This window comes from Terrirhizobium terrae, from assembly GCF_030323265.1.
Lineage (GTDB): Bacteria > Pseudomonadota > Alphaproteobacteria > Rhizobiales > Rhizobiaceae > Neorhizobium.
The window spans coordinates 2427436-2444710 of record NZ_CP104992.1 but is presented as its reverse complement, the minus strand read 5'-3'; the positions used below and the strand labels follow the sequence as shown (position 1 = coordinate 2444710).

The 17275-nt window shown below is 60.5% G+C and carries 17 protein-coding genes and 3 pseudogenes; 13 read left to right on the top strand and 7 right to left on the bottom strand.

Translation table 11 applies throughout. The annotated features are described in order from the left end of the window. Positions 1 to 133 precede the first annotated feature (133 nt). Positions 134 to 3052, bottom strand: a pseudogene (ileS, locus tag N7E02_RS29815) (isoleucine--tRNA ligase). A gap of 319 nt (positions 3053 to 3371) precedes the next feature. Between ileS and N7E02_RS19765 the strand changes: the two are divergent. After that, positions 3372 to 3638: a type II toxin-antitoxin system Phd/YefM family antitoxin gene (locus N7E02_RS19765; protein WP_286579325.1), complete on the top strand. Its 267-nt coding sequence runs from the start codon at positions 3372 to 3374 to the stop codon at positions 3636 to 3638. Continuing rightward, a pseudogene (locus N7E02_RS19760) lies at positions 3635 to 4092 on the top strand (type II toxin-antitoxin system VapC family toxin). The gene N7E02_RS19765 and the pseudogene N7E02_RS19760 overlap by 4 nt, the downstream one beginning before the upstream one ends. A gap of 18 nt (positions 4093 to 4110) precedes the next feature. On the opposite strand, the gene N7E02_RS19755 reads toward N7E02_RS19760, so the two are convergent. Further along, on the bottom strand, positions 4111 to 4353 hold the full coding sequence (locus N7E02_RS19755; RefSeq protein WP_286579324.1) for a BrnA antitoxin family protein: 243 nt from the start codon (positions 4351 to 4353) through the stop codon (positions 4111 to 4113). 145 nt (positions 4354 to 4498) lie between these two features. On the opposite strand from N7E02_RS19755, the gene N7E02_RS19750 reads away from it, so the two are divergent. Continuing rightward, positions 4499 to 4780, top strand: a complete 282-nt coding sequence (locus N7E02_RS19750) for an antitoxin of toxin-antitoxin stability system (protein ID WP_286579323.1) — start codon at positions 4499 to 4501, stop codon at positions 4778 to 4780. 5 nt (positions 4781 to 4785) lie between these two features. Next, on the top strand, positions 4786 to 5070 hold the full coding sequence (locus N7E02_RS19745; protein WP_286579322.1) for a type II toxin-antitoxin system RelE/ParE family toxin: 285 nt from the start codon (positions 4786 to 4788) through the stop codon (positions 5068 to 5070). Positions 5071 to 5073: 3 nt separating this feature from the next. Here the strand turns inward: N7E02_RS19745 and N7E02_RS19740 are convergent. Together N7E02_RS19740 and N7E02_RS19735 are read right to left on the bottom strand one after the other, a co-directional pair. After that, a pseudogene (locus tag N7E02_RS19740) lies at positions 5074 to 6053 on the bottom strand (bifunctional riboflavin kinase/FAD synthetase). Positions 6054 to 6067: 14 nt separating this feature from the next. Further along, positions 6068 to 6916, bottom strand: coding sequence for a TIGR01459 family HAD-type hydrolase (locus N7E02_RS19735; protein ID WP_286579321.1), 849 nt, complete (start codon positions 6914 to 6916; stop codon positions 6068 to 6070). Positions 6917 to 7131: 215 nt separating this feature from the next. Between N7E02_RS19735 and N7E02_RS19730 the strand changes: the two genes are divergently transcribed. Further along, on the top strand, positions 7132 to 8247 hold the full coding sequence (locus N7E02_RS19730; protein WP_286579320.1) for an acyltransferase family protein: 1116 nt from the start codon (positions 7132 to 7134) through the stop codon (positions 8245 to 8247). Here N7E02_RS19730 and chrA read toward each other — a convergent pair. Then, positions 8244 to 9572: a chromate efflux transporter gene (chrA, locus tag N7E02_RS19725; RefSeq protein ID WP_374730644.1), complete on the bottom strand. Its 1329-nt coding sequence runs from the start codon at positions 9570 to 9572 to the stop codon at positions 8244 to 8246. The two genes, N7E02_RS19730 and chrA, sit on opposite strands and share 4 nt — an antisense overlap. Positions 9573 to 9911: 339 nt before the next feature. On the opposite strand from chrA, the gene groES reads away from it, so the two are divergent. After that, on the top strand, positions 9912 to 10208 hold the full coding sequence (groES, locus tag N7E02_RS19720) for a co-chaperone GroES (protein ID WP_092997992.1): 297 nt from the start codon (positions 9912 to 9914) through the stop codon (positions 10206 to 10208). A gap of 56 nt (positions 10209 to 10264) precedes the next feature. Further along, positions 10265 to 11908: a chaperonin GroEL gene (gene groL, locus N7E02_RS19715; RefSeq protein ID WP_286579319.1), complete on the top strand. Its 1644-nt coding sequence runs from the start codon at positions 10265 to 10267 to the stop codon at positions 11906 to 11908. A gap of 83 nt (positions 11909 to 11991) precedes the next feature. Here the strand turns inward: groL and N7E02_RS19710 are convergent, their stop codons facing one another. Then, positions 11992 to 12618, bottom strand: a complete 627-nt coding sequence (locus N7E02_RS19710) for a TetR/AcrR family transcriptional regulator (protein WP_286579318.1) — start codon at positions 12616 to 12618, stop codon at positions 11992 to 11994. A gap of 268 nt (positions 12619 to 12886) precedes the next feature. On the opposite strand from N7E02_RS19710, the gene N7E02_RS19705 reads away from it, so the two are divergent. From N7E02_RS19705 to N7E02_RS19690, 4 genes are all read left to right on the top strand, one after another. Then, a complete protein-coding gene (locus N7E02_RS19705) occupies positions 12887 to 14446 on the top strand; it encodes a prolyl oligopeptidase family protein (RefSeq protein ID WP_286579317.1) in 1560 nt (519 codons plus the stop codon). Next, the gene (locus N7E02_RS19700; protein WP_286583943.1) at positions 14329 to 14949 is read left to right on the top strand and encodes a prolyl oligopeptidase family serine peptidase; all 621 of its coding nucleotides are present in this window, start codon (positions 14329 to 14331) and stop codon (positions 14947 to 14949) included. Before N7E02_RS19705 ends, N7E02_RS19700 begins: the two co-directional genes overlap by 118 nt. 25 nt (positions 14950 to 14974) lie before the next feature. Beyond that, complete coding sequence (locus N7E02_RS19695) at positions 14975 to 15259, top strand: hypothetical protein (protein WP_286579316.1); 285 nt, start codon at positions 14975 to 14977, stop codon at positions 15257 to 15259. A gap of 203 nt (positions 15260 to 15462) precedes the next feature. Continuing rightward, positions 15463 to 15975, top strand: coding sequence for a hypothetical protein (locus N7E02_RS19690; protein WP_286579315.1), 513 nt, complete (start codon positions 15463 to 15465; stop codon positions 15973 to 15975). Between the two features lie 29 nt (positions 15976 to 16004). Here N7E02_RS19690 and N7E02_RS19685 read toward each other — a convergent pair whose 3' ends face one another. Then, positions 16005 to 16229, bottom strand: coding sequence for a hypothetical protein (locus tag N7E02_RS19685; RefSeq protein WP_286579314.1), 225 nt, complete (start codon positions 16227 to 16229; stop codon positions 16005 to 16007). A gap of 38 nt (positions 16230 to 16267) precedes the next feature. Between N7E02_RS19685 and N7E02_RS19680 the strand changes: the two genes are divergently transcribed. Both N7E02_RS19680 and N7E02_RS19675 read left to right on the top strand, forming a co-directional pair. Next, positions 16268 to 17101, top strand: coding sequence for an alpha/beta hydrolase family protein (locus N7E02_RS19680; protein ID WP_286579313.1), 834 nt, complete (start codon positions 16268 to 16270; stop codon positions 17099 to 17101). Continuing rightward, a complete protein-coding gene (locus N7E02_RS19675) occupies positions 17071 to 17241 on the top strand; it encodes a hypothetical protein (protein WP_286579312.1) in 171 nt (56 codons plus the stop codon). The genes N7E02_RS19680 and N7E02_RS19675 overlap by 31 nt, the downstream gene beginning before the upstream one ends. Positions 17242 to 17275 lie beyond the last annotated feature (34 nt).

Sequence of the window (17275 nt, the reverse complement as noted above, 5' to 3'; positions counted from 1 at the left end):
ACCCCTACCACAAGCGCCCGCCTCGACGCCTCAGAGACTATTATTGTCGACCTGACGTATAAATCCGGCCAATTTCAGGCAGGAATACCGGATGAAGCGCTCAAGCGCAATCATCCGGCAGTATTCCCGAGGTTTAGATCCGGCCGAGCTTCGCCAGCTCGGTCAGTGCCGCGGCATCACGCGCCGAGACATCCGGCCATGCCGGATCAGAGCCGACATCGGTCGTCACCCGCCAGGAACGGGCGCATTTGGTGCCTTCCGCCAGTTTCGGCTCGACGGCCACACCCGCCACTTCGGCCAAACGGAAGGCCGCTTCCGGGCCCTCCCTGACGTGATCGTGATGGCGGAGGTGATGCAGGTTTCCTCGAATTCGAGACCTTCCAGTGCCTTCATCAGTTCCGCATCCGCGACATAAACGACTGGGGCCGCTTCCAGCGACGAACCGATGCGCTTGTCCTTGCGCTCGATTTCGAGAGCGCCCGTCACCACTGAGCGAACCTTGCGGATCTTCGCCCACTTCTCGGCAACAGCCTCGTTCTTCCACTCGGCCGGAATTGCCGGGAACTGTTCCAGATGGACGGACACCGCATCCGGCTTCAGCGACAGCCAGGCTTCTTCCGTCGTGAACGGCAGCATCGGCGCAAGCCAGGTGACCGTGCATTCGAAGATTTTTCGGATGACGGCCAAGGCAGCGCGGCGGCGCAGCGATGACGGCGCGTCGCAATAGAGCGCATCCTTTCGGATGTCGAAATAGAAGGCCGACAGTTCGATATTGCAGAAATCGATCAGCGCGCGGGCGATCTTCTTGAACTCGAACGCGTCATAACCTTCGCGCACGACCTTATCCAGTTCGGACAGGCGGTGCAGCATCAGCTTTTCGAGTTCCGGCAGTTCGGCGTAGGCGATCTCTTCACCTTCGTCGTGCGCCAGCGTGCCGAGCATCCAGCGGATGGTGTTGCGCAGCTTGCGATAGGCATCGACATTCGTCTGGATGATCGTCTTGCCGAGGCGCTGATCTTCCCAATAGTCGGTGGTCATGACCCAGAGACGCAGGATATCGGCGCCGGCATCCTTCATCACGTCCTGCGGGGACACGACGTTGCCGAGCGACTTCGACATCTTCTGGCCCTTCTCATCCATGGTGAAGCCATGGGTGACGACCGTGTCATAGGGCGCGCGGCCGCGGGTGGCAGCCGATTCCAGAAGCGAGGAATGGAACCAGCCACGATGCTGGTCAGAGCCTTCCAGATAGACATCGGCCGGCCATTTCAGGTCCGGACGGTCTTCCAGCGTGAAGGTGTGGGTGGAGCCCGAGTCGAACCAGACATCGAGGATGTCCATGACCTGCGTCCACTTGGCCGTATCGTGCTTGTTGCCGAGGAAACGCTCCTTGGCGCCGGCCGCGAACCAGGCATCCGCACCTTCGGCGTCGAAGGCTTCGAGAATGCGGGCATTGACCTCTTCGTCCTGCAGGACATTGCCTTCCTCATCGGCAAAGACGCAGATCGGGACGCCCCACGCGCGCTGACGCGACAGAACCCAATCCGGGCGCTGCTCGATCATGGCGCGCAGGCGGTTCTGGCCGCCAGCGGGAACGAAGCGGGTGTCGTCGATCGCCGAAAGCGCACGGGTGCGCAGCGTCGTGCCGTCCTTCAGGTCCTTGTCCATATAGACGAACCATTGCGGCGTGTTGCGGAAGATGATCGGCTTCTTGGAACGCCAGGAATGCGGATACTGGTGCTTCAGGCGGCCACGGGCAAACAGCGCATTGCGCTCGATCAGCGCCTTGATGACGCGATCATTGGCATCGCCCTTCTTACCGTTGTCGTCCATGACGCGGCCACCCTCGAAACCGGAAGCATCGGCGGTATAGGTGCCGCCATCATCGACCGGGAACGGGATGCGGGTGTCGATGCCCTTGGCTTCCAGTTCCTTCACCGAAGACATCCATGCCTCGAAGTCTTCGCGGCCGTGGGAGGGAGCGGTGTGAACGAAACCCGTACCGGCATCATCGGTAACGTGATCACCGGCGAGAAGCGGAACGGCGAATTCGTAGCCGCCACCGAGGCCCTTGAGGGGTGGGCAGCCGTCATCGATGCCAGATCGTCAGCGGAAACGGAAGCCAGACGCTTGTATTCGAGCTTCGACTTTTTGAACGATCTCGTCGGCCAACGCATCGGCAAAGATCAGCTTTTCGCCCGGACGCGGGCCAAAGTCGTTTTCGGCAGCGGTCACTTCATAAAGGCCGTAAGCGACTTTTGGCGAATAGGCTATGGCACGGTTGCCGGGGATGGTCCACGGGGTGGTGGTCCAGATGACAACGTGGGCATCGGCCAGATTGTCAGCCCCCTACGACCGGGAACTTCACCCAGATCGTGTCGCTCTCGTAGTCGTGGTACTCGACCTCAGCCTCAGCCAGCGCTGTGCGTTCGACGACCGACCACATGATCGGCTTGGAGCCGCGATACAGCTGGCCGCTCATGGCGATCTTCAGCAGCTCACCGGCGATACGGCTTTCCGCGTGGAAATTCATCGTCAGATAGGGATTGTCGAAATCGCCGACGATGCCGAGGCGCTTGAATTCGTCGCCCTGGATCTTGATCCACTTTTCGGCATAGGCGCGGCATTCCTTGCGGAATTCGATCATCGCGTCGGGCTGCTTCAGGTCAGGCTTCGCCTTGCCCTTGGCGCGATAATTCTCTTCCTCGATCTTCCACTCGATCGGCAGGCCGTGGCAATCCCAGCCCGGAACGTAGTTGCTATCGTAGCCGCGCATCTGGAACGAGCGGGTGATGACGTCCTTGAGGATCTTGTTCAGCGCATGGCCGATATGAATGTTGCCGTTGGCATAGGGAGGGCCGTCGTGCAGAACGAATTTTTCGCGGCCGGCGGCGGAAGCGCGAAGCTTCTTGTAGAGATCCATCTGCTGCCAGCGGGCAACAGTTTCCGGCTCCTTCTGCGGCAGGCCGGCGCGCATCGGGAATTCGGTCTCCGGCAGATAAAGGGTCTTCGAGTAGTCGAGCTTTTCAGCAGTATCAGGCGTATTTGTCATGGGGTCGGGCAATCGTCTCTTGGCGCCGATCGGGGCGCAATGCGGATTGAAAATTCGGTGGCGGAGGCGCGGTTTTCTTGAAGCGCCAAAATCCCGGACCTTCCCGCAGCTTGATCAAGCAGCGCGGAAAGCCGGGCCGATAATTCGTATGATCATCTTCTCGATGATCCTAGCCGAGATCTGAGCCGACCGGAAATCTGTCATGGACGCGGTTATTACGGGTTTTTGGGATGGAAAGGAAGGGGCAAAACCGAGATGCCTGCTGGACTCATTGCATGATGAAAACTATATCTGACTATCTGACCAGTCAGGAAACGCCATGCCGCGCAAAAGTGAACAAAACAGTTGGAAGCTTGAGGATGCGAAGGCACGCTTTTCCGAGGTGGTGCGACGAGCGCGGAGTGAAGGTCCTCAGCATGTTACGGTGCGCGGCAAGGATAGCGTGGTCATCATCAGCACAGAGGAACTGGAACGGCTGAGCAAGCCGGCGCCGCAAAAGCCCTTCGTTGAGTTTATGGAGAGCCTTGGTCTCGACACGCTGGACATTGAGAGAAGCGATGATCGTGGCCGGGATGTCGAACTGTGATCGGCTGGCTGCTCGATACCAACGTCATCTCGGCGCTGATCAACCCGAATGGTGCGCCGTCAGTCAAGCGCTGGGCCGCGGGCCAAAACGAAGAGACGTTTTTCATCAGCATTCTTACGCTTGCCGAATATGACAAGGGCATCGAAAACCTGCCCTCCGAAGATGAAAACCGCTACCGCCATATCGCCGCCCGGAATGCTCTTGAAGACAGGTTTGGTGGACGAACCCTTTCGCTGGAAAATACCGTCGTCCGTCGATGGGGGAGATCTCGGGTCGCGTGAAGCGCGACGCCGGTCATGCACCGCCGGTGATAGACACGCTTTTCGCGGCGACTGCGATCGAGAACGATCTTTATCTGGCTACCCGCAATATCAAAGATGTCCGATTATCTGGCGCGGCAATCTTCGACCCATGGAATGATGATGCCTCGCGGTTCCCACTAAGCCTGCGTTAGGCTTCGGATACCTCTCATTCAATCCTTTGGATTCGCAGCAATCACCGCCCGCAGCGCATCGTTGATGCGGTCCTGCCAGCCGGGGCCGTCTTCCTGGAAATATTCAAGCACCTTGCTGTCGAGTTTCAGCGACACGAGTTCCTTCGTCTCGGGCAGCGCGCGCTTCTCGACCGCCGGAGCAGCGGCTGGCTTCTTCGCCGGCTTGAACAGCGCTTCGGCGGCATCCATCGGGTTTGCAGGCCTGCGCGGGGTCGTTGCCATGGGATCATTCTCCATTGCTTGCATATGGGGGCGTGATTTTCGTATCCAGCCGCCGACCGGCTGACGCCTAGCTTGTTTAGGGCCGTCATCGCAATATTGCTGCAACTCCGCATCAAGTGTATATCTTCCGGCAGAGGATATGGCCATGAGCAAGGACGCGATACTCACATTGCAGGTCGATGTGGAACTCCATGATGCGTTCATGGCAGCGGCAAAGGCGTCGCATAGGCCCGCCTCGCAAATCATCCGCGATATGATGCGCGATTTTGTCGGCCAGCAGGAATCCAATCCGGACTATGTAGCCTTCCTGCAAAGAAAGGCGGACCTCGCCCGATCTCAGATCGCCTCAGGCGATACTTTGAGTGACGAAGAGGTAGAGCGGGAATTTGCCGAGAAACGCACTGCGATTTCTAGCGGGCGCCGCTAGACGCAATGAACATCCGCTGGGCGCCGGCTGCGAGACAGGACCGTGCCCGGATATTCGACTATATCGAATCCCGCGATCCGCGTGCAGCGGCGAGGATCGATGAGCTTTTCGTCGCAGCGATCGCCCGCCTCAAAGATTTACCGCTTCTGGGAAGACCCGGAGCTATCGCAGGAACGCGGGAGCTGATCCCGCATGAAAGCTATCGCATCGTCTATGAAGTCGAAGGCGATACCATCTGGATATTGATGATCGTGCATACCGCACGTAGCTGGCCACCCGAAGCGGAGTAACGCCTAGAACGCCACCTTCATATCCAGTTCCCCGATCGGCTTCACGCCCGTAAGCAGCGCCCTTGCCTCTTCCTCGTCGCGCTTGATCTGCGCTACCAGCGGCTCCAGTCCGTCGAATTTCAGTTCGTCGCGCAGATGGCCGAAGAAGGAGACTGAGCAGACCTCGCCATAGAGCGAGCCGGAAAAATCGAAAAGATAGGTTTCAAGCAGGCGGATACCATCATCCGTGACCGTCGGACGGCGGCCGTAGCTGGCAACGCCGTCATAAAGCTCGCCATTCGGGCGGCGGAAGCGCACAGCGTAGATGCCGGGCTTCAGCTCCGCCTCCGGCGCGAGCCGCATGTTGGCGGTGGGATAACCGAGCTGGCGGCCGAGCTTTTCGCCGTCGATGACTTCTGCCTCGACCGTGTAGCGATAGCCGAGCGGGCCGGCGGCTGAGGCGACATCGCCTTCGGCCAGCATCTCGCGGATGCGGCTTGACGAGATTACCTCGGCATTCTCGTCGCGGAAGGCATCGACCAGCGAGACGGAAAAGCCGTGGCGCTCGCCGGATGCCATGAGGAAGGCCGGGCCGCCTTCCTGCCCTTGCCGAAATGGAAGTCGAAGCCGGTAACGACGGCGCTGGCGCCGAGCCAGTCGACCAGGATCGTCCTGACGAACTCCTCCGCCGAACGGGTCGCGAAGTCGCGGTCGAACGGATATTCGATCACCGACCGGAAACCCATCGCCTCGAGAAGCCGCGCCTTCAGCGGCGCCGGCGTCAGCCGGAAAACCGGCTGATCGGGCTTGAAGACGGTGCGCGGGTGGGGCTCGAAAGTCAGGACAAGCGCCGGGACCCCGCGTTCTTCCGCCAGTTCCAGCGCCCGTTCCAAGACGCTCCGATGGCCGCGATGGACGCCGTCGAAATTGCCGATCGCCACGACGCCGCCCTTCAGCGCGTCCGGCAGCGGCTCCTTCTTCTCGTTGCGGTGGAATACGGTCATTCCGATCAATTCCGTTAGGCCAGTCGGGGCATCCAGAATTTCGGCGCCGCGTTTTCGGATTTCAGCCAGGCCTGGAGGATCGCCTCGTCGGTCTGGCCGTTTGCCGTGTACTCCGCGACATGGATGCCGTCGCTGATATAAAGCAGGTCGAGGTCTTGCGAAAGCGCACCGCGGACATCGGTCGGCATGCCGTCACCGATCGCGAGCACCCTCGCCTTGTCAAACTCCCCGCGCGCCTCGCGGGCAATCGCCAGCGCCTCGTCATAGATCGGCTTGTGCGGCTTGCCGGCCACGCGGGTCTTGCCGCCGAGCTGTTCGTAATAGGCGGCAACCGCGCCGGCGCAGGGGATCATCTTGTGACCCCGCTCGACGATGAGATCGGGGTTGGCGCAGATCAGCGGCACGTCACGCTTCACCCAAGCGGTCAGCATGTCGGTATAATCCTCCGGCACTTCCTTCTCGTCGTCGAAGAAGCCGGTGCAGACGATTGCTTCGGCCTCTTCCTTCGACACGATCTCGACATCGAGACCGTCGAAGAAGTTGAGGTCGCGCTCGGGGCCGAGCAGAAAAACCTTCTTCGGGCCTTCGGCGACCAGATGGCGGGTCACGTCGCCGGAGGTGACGATGCGGTCATAGGTGCCGTCCGGCACGCCGAGCACCTTCATCTGCTCGATCACGCCGGGGGCAGGCCGCGGCGAATTGGTGATCAGCACCACGGTCGCGCCGGCCTCGCGGGCGCCGGCAAGAGCCTTGCAGGAATGCGGGAAAGCTTCGACGCCATTGTGCACAACGCCCCAGACATCCGACAGAACGACGTCGTAGCCGCCGATCACTTCGCTCAAATTCTGGATGCGCTTTGCCATGCCTGGTTCCTTGTCACAATTGTCCCGGTCACATCGCAAACCATTGGCGGGATTACAAGAGGATCGTCGGTGAAAGGCGGCGGAGAGCCGTGCCTGAGACCAAAACTTCACATTTCTGCAACGCACCATGTTGTGATCGTACGTGCGAAATGTTTAATTGACGTGGGGCTGGCTCACTCGAACGAGGAGCCGATCGATGAAAAGGATCGACCAGCTTGAAGGTCTTCGTGGCCTGCTCGCCGTCTGGGTTGTCGTCGTACACCTGCTTCCCGCATCCGGTATCGAGCCGGAGGGATCTCGGACCTCTCCAGGCGCTTTTCAACGAGAAGATAAGGGTGCAGATCTTCTGCATCATGAGCGGTTTCGTGATCTTCATGATGATGTCCGCATCGCATGAAAGCTACGGCACCTACCTCAAGCGCCGCATCCTGCGCATCTATCCGGCCTTCATGCTGGCCTTCGTGCTGTCGATCCTGACCGCCGGCATCGCCTACCAGGCCGTGGCGCAAGCCGACTTCGAAAGCATCCGCAATGCCGGGCGCCTGAAGATACTCGACGAGAGCTTTCTCAACTGGCCGCTGCATTTGATCGCTCATGCGACGCTGATCCACGGGCTGATCCCGGAAGGCTGGCTGAAATTCGGCTCCTACGCCTTTCTCGGTCAGGGCTGGAATGTCTCGACCGAGTTCCAGTTCTATCTGATCGCGCCGATCGTGTTCTTCTTCCTGCACCAGCCGCTGCGCTGGCTGCGCGTACTGTTCGTTGTCGCCAGCCTCGCCGTGATGTGGAAGCTGCGCTTCTATCCGAACGCTTCGTTCCTGGTCTATTACGCGCTCTATTTCGCCGCAGGCATCGCGAGCTACTATCTCTGGAAACGCAAGTGGCAGGACCGGCGCTTCGTCAATCCGGTCACCGTCATCGCCGCCGCCGTCCTCGTCGGCGTGATCGATCTGGCGATCGGCGGCTGGATCTTCGTCTTCGGCTTTGCCGTTTTGATCCGCGACCAGCGCCAGTCGAAGGACCCGGTCACGCGTTTCCTGCAGAAGCCGGCCATGACCTTCCTCGGCACGATCTCCTACTCGCTCTACCTATTGCACATGGTGCCGCTCTATTGCTGGATGTATCTCTTGAACCACCAGGGCCTCAGCCAGCCGGTCTATTTCGGCACGCTGTCCGTCCTGACCTTTGCGACCGCCATCCCGCTCGCCATGCTGTCGCAGAAATATGTCGAACAGGCCTTCTATGCCTCGAAGACCCATAAGCTGCAGCATAGGCTGCCGGAGGGCCATCGGTCGGGCAGCAAGGAAGCCGGCGTGATGGCGCGGCGCTAGCCGAGCAAAAGCCTGACAGCCAAGCCGGCAATGGCGCTCGTGGCGAGCACGGGCACCATGCCGGCCTTCATTACGAAGAGCATGAAGGCCGATCCCGCAAAGAGAATTGCGGCAACGGGATCAAGGCTCGACAAGACGGGCAACGGCAGACCCAGGCCGATCGCCGGCACCAGTTCCGTCGGCCGCACCTCGCGGAAGAGGACATGCAGTCCGAACCAGATCGCGAGGTTGAGGATGACGCCGACGACAGCGGCCGTAATCGCCGAGAGCGCGCCTGACAGCGCGCGGTTCCCCCGCATCCGTTCGACATAGGGCGCTCCGGCAAAGATGAAGATGAAGCTCGGCACGAAGGTTGCCCAGGCGACCAGAAGCGCCCCGACAATGCCGCCTGACATCCCGAAAGCCTCACGAAACCCGGTCACGAAACCGACGAAGGAGAGGACAAGCACCAAAGGGCCCGGCGTGGTTTCCGCCAGCGCCAGTCCGTCCAGCATTTCACCGGGCTTCAGCCAGCCATATTGCTCGACGCCCACCTGCGCGACATAGGCCAGCACCGCATAGGCGCCACCGAAGGTCACCACCGCCATCTTGGAGAAAAAGACGAAGAGGCTGGACAGCGCATCGGGTGCGGAGACTATCCAGAGAACCGCAAGCGGCAATTGCCAGACGATAAGCCAGCCGATCAGCGTGGCAATCGCCCTGCCCGCCGGAGGCTTTGCCGGAACTTCCGCCATGTCGGCGGGAGCGGTCGAAACACCTGCGCGCCGGACATTGACAAGACCCGCAATCGCCGCCGCCAGCACAACGATCGGAAAAGGCACGGAAAACAGAAACAGCGCCGCGAAGGCCGCAGCGGCGACAAGACAGAGAAAGCCGCTTTTCAGCGTCTTCCTGCCTAGGCGGATGACCGCCTCGACGACAATCGCAAGCACGGCCGCCTTCAGGCCGAAGAACAGGCCGGCAAGCCATGTCGTCTCCTGATAGAGCACGTAGGCGGCAGAAAGCGCGGTGATGACGATGAGACCCGGCACGACGAAGAGCAGGCCGGAAATGATGCCGCCGCGCGTGCCGTGCAGGAGCCAGCCGATATAGGTGGCGAGCTGCTGGGCTTCCGGCCCCGGCAGAAGCATGCAGTAATTCAGCGCATGGAGAAATCGCGCCTCGGAGATCCAGCGTTTTTCCTCCACCACGGCCCGATGCATCATGGCGATCTGCGCCGCCGGACCGCCGAAGCTTAGACAGCCGATACGGGCAAAGACGGACGTTAGTTCGGCCAGTGTGGGCGTCGCCCCGCTCTCCTCGCCCCCACGATCCATCGCCGCCATTCACACCTCCCCGATGCGGGTTCAACACCCGGAACTGGCCCCATTAAAAATGTCATGTAAAGGTCGTATGACGGTCCCGGCGGCGGCGTGCCATGCTTATACCAAAGTCCGGTGCGAAAAGCCGCTCGCCCGAGCAACACACAGGCTGGCCATCGGTCCCGTTAATCCTGTTTTGCTTGATGCTGCAGAGCGGCAACGAAATTTTCGGGCCCGTTCTTGACTCGACCAGTGGCCACCCTTATCTCGGGCTCCGTTAGCACTCTCGATAGACGAGTGCCAAACGAGATCCGCGGGTCTCTTCCGAGACCTGTCCATGTCATTTGATCGAGGGATTAGACAATGGCAAGCACAACTTTCCGCCCCCTGCACGATCGCGTTGTCGTAAAGCGCGTCGAGTCTGAAGAAAAGACCAAGGGTGGCATCATCATCCCGGACACCGCCAAGGAAAAGCCGGCTGAAGGCGAAATCATCGCCGTCGGTTCTGGCGCACGCGACGACAAGGGCGCACTCGTTGCTCTCGACGTCAAGGTCGGCGACCGCGTCCTGTTCGGCAAGTGGTCCGGCACGGAAGTCAAGCTTAACGGCGAAGACCTTCTGATCATGAAGGAATCCGACATCATGGGCGTTATCGGCTGATTGCCGGCAACGCCTTTTTCGTAATTCGCTGACACCTCTTATCTGGAGTTATCAAAATGGCAGCTAAAGAAGTAAAATTCGGCCGCTCTGCGCGCGAAAAGATGCTGCGCGGCGTCGATATCCTCGCTGACGCAGTACAGGTCACCCTCGGCCCGAAGGGTCGCAACGTCGTAATCGACAAGTCCTTCGGCGCTCCGCGCATCACCAAGGACGGCGTATCGGTCGCCAAGGAAATCGAACTTGACGACAAGTTCGAGAACATGGGCGCCCAGATGGTCCGCGAAGTCGCTTCGAAGACCAACGACATCGCCGGCGACGGCACCACGACTGCAACCGTTCTGGCCCGTGCGATCGTTCGCGAAGGCGCCAAGGCCGTTGCTGCCGGCATGAACCCGATGGACCTGAAGCGCGGCGTCGATCTCGCGGTTGCAGAAGTCGTCAAGGACCTGCAGGCAAAGGCCAAGAAGATCTCCACCTCGGCTGAAGTTGCCCAGGTCGGCACGATCTCCGCAAACGGCGACAAGCAGGTCGGTAACGACATTGCCGAAGCCATGCAGAAGGTCGGCAACGAAGGCGTCATCACCGTCGAAGAAGCCAAGACCGCCGAAACCGAACTCGAAGTCGTCGAAGGCATGCAGTTCGACCGCGGCTACCTGTCGCCCTACTTCGTGACCAACCCGGAAAAGATGATCGCGGACCTCGAAGACGCATTCATCCTCCTGCACGAAAAGAAGCTCTCGAACCTCCAGGCCATGCTGCCGGTTCTCGAAGCTGTCGTTCAGACCGGCAAGCCGCTCGTTATCATCGCTGAAGACGTCGAAGGCGAAGCTCTTGCAACGCTCGTCGTCAACAAGCTGCGTGGCGGCCTGAAGATCGCTGCCGTCAAGGCTCCGGGCTTCGGCGATCGCCGCAAGGCCATGCTGGAAGACATCGCCATCCTCACGGGCGGCACCGTCATTTCCGAAGACCTCGGCATCAAGCTCGAAAACGTCACCCTCGACATGCTCGGCCGTTCCAAGAAGGTTTCGATCTCCAAGGAAAACACGACGATCGTCGACGGCGCCGGCCAGAAGGCTGACATCGAAGGCCGCGTAGCCCAGATCAAGGCGCAGATCGAAGAAACCACTTCGGACTACGACCGCGAAAAGCTGCAGGAACGTCTTGCCAAGCTCGCTGGCGGCGTTGCCGTCATCCGCGTTGGTGGCTCGACCGAAATCGAAGTCAAGGAACGCAAGGACCGCATCGACGACGCTCTGAACGCGACCCGCGCGGCCGTTCAGGAAGGCATCGTACCGGGCGGTGGCGTTGCCCTGCTCCGTTCGGCTTCCAAGATCACCGTCAAGGGTGAGAATGACGACCAGGAAGCTGGCATCAACATCATCCGCCGCGCCCTGCAGGCCCTGGTTCGCCAGATCGCCGACAACGCCGGTGACGAAGCTTCGATCGTGGTCGGCAAGATCCTCGAGAAGAACGAAGACAACTACGGCTACAACGCCCAGACGTCCGAATATGGCGACATGATCGCCATGGGCATCGTCGACCCGGTCAAAGTCGTCCGTACGGCTCTGCAGAACGCAGCCTCGGTTGCTTCGCTGCTGATCACCACGGAAGCCATGATCGCCGAGCTGCCGAAGAAGGACGCTCCGGCCGGTGGCATGCCTGGCGGCATGGGCGGCATGGGCGGCATGGACATGATGTAAGACCTTCGGGTCTCACATCTGAGCCATCCGGTTCAGGTTACGGAAAGGGCGGTCTTCGGACCGCCCTTTTTGTTTTGCTCCGCTTATCGCCCCCGCGGCGTCACCGGGTCGCAGAATGGCAGGGTGCTGGCGCGACGGATGGCCTGGGCCAGCCGGTCGTTGATTTCCGCGACTGTCGGCACCTGTCCGTATTTCACCGCTCCCCGGCTGACGGTCTCGTCGATGATGCGCATCGCGGCGGCGACTGTCGCCGCGCAAAGCTGCACCTCGAAGTCCTTCGGTGACAGATCTAGGCGGGAGGCGATGACGCCAGCCATCAGTTCCTCCGTCATGCGGGTCGACATGAACCAGGCTTCGAGCAGGGCGGGCTCCTCCTCCAGCCTGGCGATCAGGTGCACGACCAAGGCGCTGTCCTGCAGCTCCTGCTTTTCCATCTTGCTGAAGTCGTAATTGATCTCCAGGAACCGCTCGACCGAGATATCGAACGGCCAGTTGGCCAGCCGTGCGGCGAAGCGCTGCGAGGTCAGTGCGAAGAGCGGTTCGACGCAGCTTTCCTTGCTGCGGAAATAGCGCCACAGGGTGCGCTTCGATATGCCCGCCGCCTCGGCGATCTCGTCGCCGCTCGTGCCTGCGACACCCTTTTCCAGAAACAGACGCGCAGCACTTCGTGCCACTTCGATATGCGCCCCGTCCCGGATCGTCCTGCTCATCTGCGTCTCCAAATCACGAATTCTGCGCCTTATATGGCGCTTAATGACATTAATTTAAGGCTCAAATCCGCCAATCAAGCGCGCCTTGCGTAAGTACGCATCACAATAATGACACTAAGTGCCATTATTCGCTACATTCATGCCAAAGCACTCAGCCTTTCATCCCCAATCCATTCCCACCGGGGTTGCCCATGAGAATACCTGTCGCAATTGCCATCTCCTTTTTCTCCAGATTCACAACGTGTCCGCCCAGCCAATGGAGGATAATTTGCAGAAGATCACCTATCCGACGACCGAGCGTATCGACGTCACCGAAGAGCATTTCGGCCGGACCGTCGTGGATTCATACCGCTGGCTCGAGAATGATGCACCGGACGATCGCGCCGTGGCGGCCTGGATCGAGGCGCAGAATGCGGTCACGCAGAAGCATCTGGACGCCCTTCCCGACCGGGACCGGTTCCACAAACGGATAACGGAACTGCTCGATTACGATCGTTACACCGTGCCCCGGAAGCGGGGAGACCGCTATTTCTTCAATGTCATCAAGGGGAATGAGAACCAGCCCTCGCTCCATATGCGTGACGGCGTTTTCGGCGAAAGCCGTGTTCTCATCGATCCCAACACGTGGTCTGACGACGGTGCCGACTCGCTGACGGACTGGAGCGTGTCCGATGACGCCCGCTACGTGGCCTTCGGCGTACAGGAAGGCGGCACCGACTGGCGAAGCATCAAGGTGCTCGATGTCCAAAGCGGCAAGGAACTTGATGACGCACTCGACGGCGCGCGATTCACCCGCATTTCATGGGCGCCCGACGGGTCCGGCTTCTTCTATTCCCGCATGCCGAAACCCGCGAAGGGCTCAAGCAGAGGATCGGTCGTCGCCAATCACGCCGTCTACTTCCACAAGCTGGGCACGGCGCAGGCCGAGGATCGCCTGATCTACTCGACACCTGATCGACCCGAACTGCTTCATGGAGCGGACCGGGTCTCCGGTGGTCGCTACCTCACCATTTCTTCGACGCCGGGCACGAGTGAAAGCACTCTGACAGTCATCGATCTCGAGGCCAGCGACTGGACGCCCCGGACGGTCGTGGCGGACATGGATTCCGCGTGGTCCGTCATCGGCAATGACGGCAGCACGCTGATCCTTGCGACGACCCACCAGGCCGAGCGCGTGCGCATCGTCTCCCTGGATCTTGCCGAGGAAAACCCGAAGCCGCAGGAGATCGTCTCCGAGGCCGCCGATGGTGCGGTGCTGGACGCCGTGGTCCTTGCCGGCGACACGCTGCTGGCGAGCTACCAGATCGACGTCAAGACGGAGATCCGCCGCTTCACGCTCGATGGACAGCCGGACGGTACCGTCGATCTGCCAGGCGTCGGGAGCGCCCGATTTCTGGAAGGCGACGCCCGCGAAGCCTTCTTCGTCTTCACCAGCTACGACGCGCCGATAGCGATCTATCACTACGATCTCGCCTCCAAAGCCGTCACACCGTGGGCAGAGCCGAAGGTGCCGATCAATCTCAACAGCATTCATGTCGAGCAGCGCTTCTATCGCTCGAAGGACGGCACCGAGGTGCCACTGTTCCTGATCCGTCGCAAGGATGTCACCTCCGCGGCACCGACCCTGCTTTATGGTTATGGCGGCTTCGGCCTCAGCCAGATCCCCATCTACAATCCCGTCCAGCTTGCCTGGGTGGAACAGGGGGCGTGCTGGCCGTCGCCAACATCCGCGGCGGAGGGGAATATGGCAGGGCCTGGCACCGCGCCGGCCAGCTCGAAAACAAGCAGAACTCCTTCGACGACTTCATCGCCGCCGCCGAGTTCCTGAAGCGGATGGGCATCACCTCGAAAGACGGACTGGCCATCCAGGGCGAGTCCAACGGCGGCCTTCTGGTCAGTGCCGTCACCAACCAGCGTCCGGAGCTGTTCGACGTGGCGCTGCCGGGCGTCGCGGTCACGGACATGCTGCGCTACGACCAGTTCACCGGCGGCGGATTGTGGAAAGGCGAGTTCGGCAGCCCATCAGAAGAACGGCACTTCCGCAACCTCATGACCTATTCGCCCTACCACACGATCCGGCAGGGCACGGATTATCCGGCAATCCTGGCAACGACGGCCGATGCCGACGACCGGGTCGTGCCTGCCCACACGTTCAAATACATCGCCGCGCTGCAGGCCGCCGATCTCGGTCCGAAACCGCGCTTGGTGCGCATCGAGACGCGGGCCGGCCACGGCGCCGGCATGCCGATCAACAAGGTCATCGCCCAGCATGCCGATATGTGGGCCTTCGCCGCCTACTGGACCGGCCTGGAGACGACGCCGGGGAAGTGAACCCGATGAAGAGGAGAATGAAGATATGACAATGACACCGACCAAACCACTGGCGAAAGCCACGACATCCATCTTCGGAAGCGTTCTGGTCACCCTGACGCTGGCAGGTTGCACGACGGCCGGAGAAGACCGTTATGACGACAGACGCAGATGCTCCCACGACAGATATTACGACGATTGCATGTACATGCAGCAGCATCGGCGCGACCGCGAGCAGCTCATGAACCAGGAAAAGGCACTCATCAACGCCGAGCAGGCCCGTGAAAACCTCCGTATGCTACGCGAGATCAGAAGAAGGCGCGGCGACTGATGAACGCGGATCACCCGCAAACTCCGTCAAGGGGCGCAACACCCTCGACATGCTGCGTGAGATGAGACGAAAGAGCGGGGAACATCCTTCCCCGCTTCGGCTTTTGCAAAAGACAGCAGGAGACAGATCCGATGAATGAACAACTGCCGGCTTCATCTCAGGACCGCGTATCCGAAATATTGAGACGAAACGAAAGGGCCCTGATGGCTTCCATTCTCAAGGCATGCGAAGAGGCCGACCAAAACACCGCAGCGGAACTTAGATCGGCCAGCGTCGAACCGATCAGGATGAGGGAAGGCTATTCGGCTTCGGTCGCGCTCCATCTCCTGTTTCTGCATCAGTGCGGCGCGGACATGCAAACGAGCAAGGGCGGCGATCCGAAACGGGCCGCGCATTTGCTTCGCGCCGGGAGAAGAATTTCCGCCCATTATTGGGAAGGTCTCGACGCGAGCGAAAGCGCAGGCAGGAGCGACATTGCCTTGGACAAGGAGGAACAACGCGAGCTTTCCGACAGTGCCGGCAGGGCCGCCCAGCGGGCCGTCATGCGCGCTCTTGTCGAACAGGCGAGTGCGGCCGATCCCGCGCTGCGCGATCGCATCACCGCAGATATCGAAGCCTATCTTGCAGGACTTGCTCCACAGTCCGAGACGGATCGCTATTTTGCCGAGCGAGTAAGGGAAAGCATCGCACTGCTGCTGCAGCGGCCAGCCGGCTAGCCACTGGGTGCGGTCACGCGCCCGTGCTGTCAATCGTCAGGATGATACTCTCGATCGCCTTGGACTTTCCCAACGTCTCTGAGGAAAGGCGGCGCTTTGCGATGCGCCATGAATTCATGCCACTCGTCTTCGAGTGCGAGATTTTTCCAGCCGAACCTTATCGAAGCGGGCGCATCGCGGCGATCGGCGGCCATGGGCTGGACAACAACCGTGTTTTTCGCAAATGTCGTGCTTTCAACTTTCGATATTCTCAAACATTCCCTTCAGCCATAGATTTTAAGGACGGTTTTGAATGTTTATTCGGACGCTCGCGCTTGCAGCCGCGCTGACTTCCGTCACGACTTTCGTTCATGCGGCCGGATTGAAGATCTTCGAAATACCCGCCTCTGCGGGTGGAGCGGCAATCAAGGTGGCCGAATGGACGCCCTGTGCAAGGCCGCCAGAGACCATCGAACTCGGCCCGTTCATGCTTCCGGCAGTGCGCGGTTGCCCTATTGCGGGCGACAAGCTGCCACTCATCGTTCTCTCGCACGGCTTTCGAGGCACCAATCTCAGCCATCACGACACGGCGGAGGCGTTTGCCGATGCCGGCTTCGTCGTCGCGGCGCTGAACCATCCAGACGATTCCGCCTTCAGCGCAGAGAAGGGTCGCAGCCTGGAAGCGCTTACGAACCGCCCTGAAGATATCAAGCGCGTTATCGATTTCATGCTTGGACCATCCTCTGACGCGGCGAAGATTGATCCGAAACGCATCGGCTTCTTCGGATTTTCGCGGGGCGGCTATACGGGACTGGTACTTGCCGGCGCCGAACCCGATTTCCGGCAATTGCGCAACCGCTGCGCCGATCCGACAGGCGAAGACTGCAAGCCGATAGATCCGGCCCTTGTGCCCACCGAGACGCTGACCCGCGACCCGCGCATCAAGGCTTTCGTCATTGCCGACCCGCTGAGCAGCGTCTTTCCGACAAGGGAGAGCGTGCGGTCGATCACCGCTCCGATACAGCTCTGGAGTTCCGAGCGAGGCGGCGATGGCGTGTCACCGAAGGATATTGCCGGGATCGCCGGCAACCTCGCCTCCCTCCGGAGCATCATGCCGTGCCCGGCTCCGGCCATTTCGCCTTCCTGACCGTCTGCCCCGCCGCATTGGCGAAAAGCCTGCCGGAACTGTGCACCGATGCACCAGGCTTCGACCGCGCCGAGTTTCATGAAGAGCTGAACAGCAAAGCGCTTGCCTTCCTGCAGAAGCACCTATCCGCACAACCCTGACCCGTCTCACGGTACGGAGCAGTCACGGACGGGC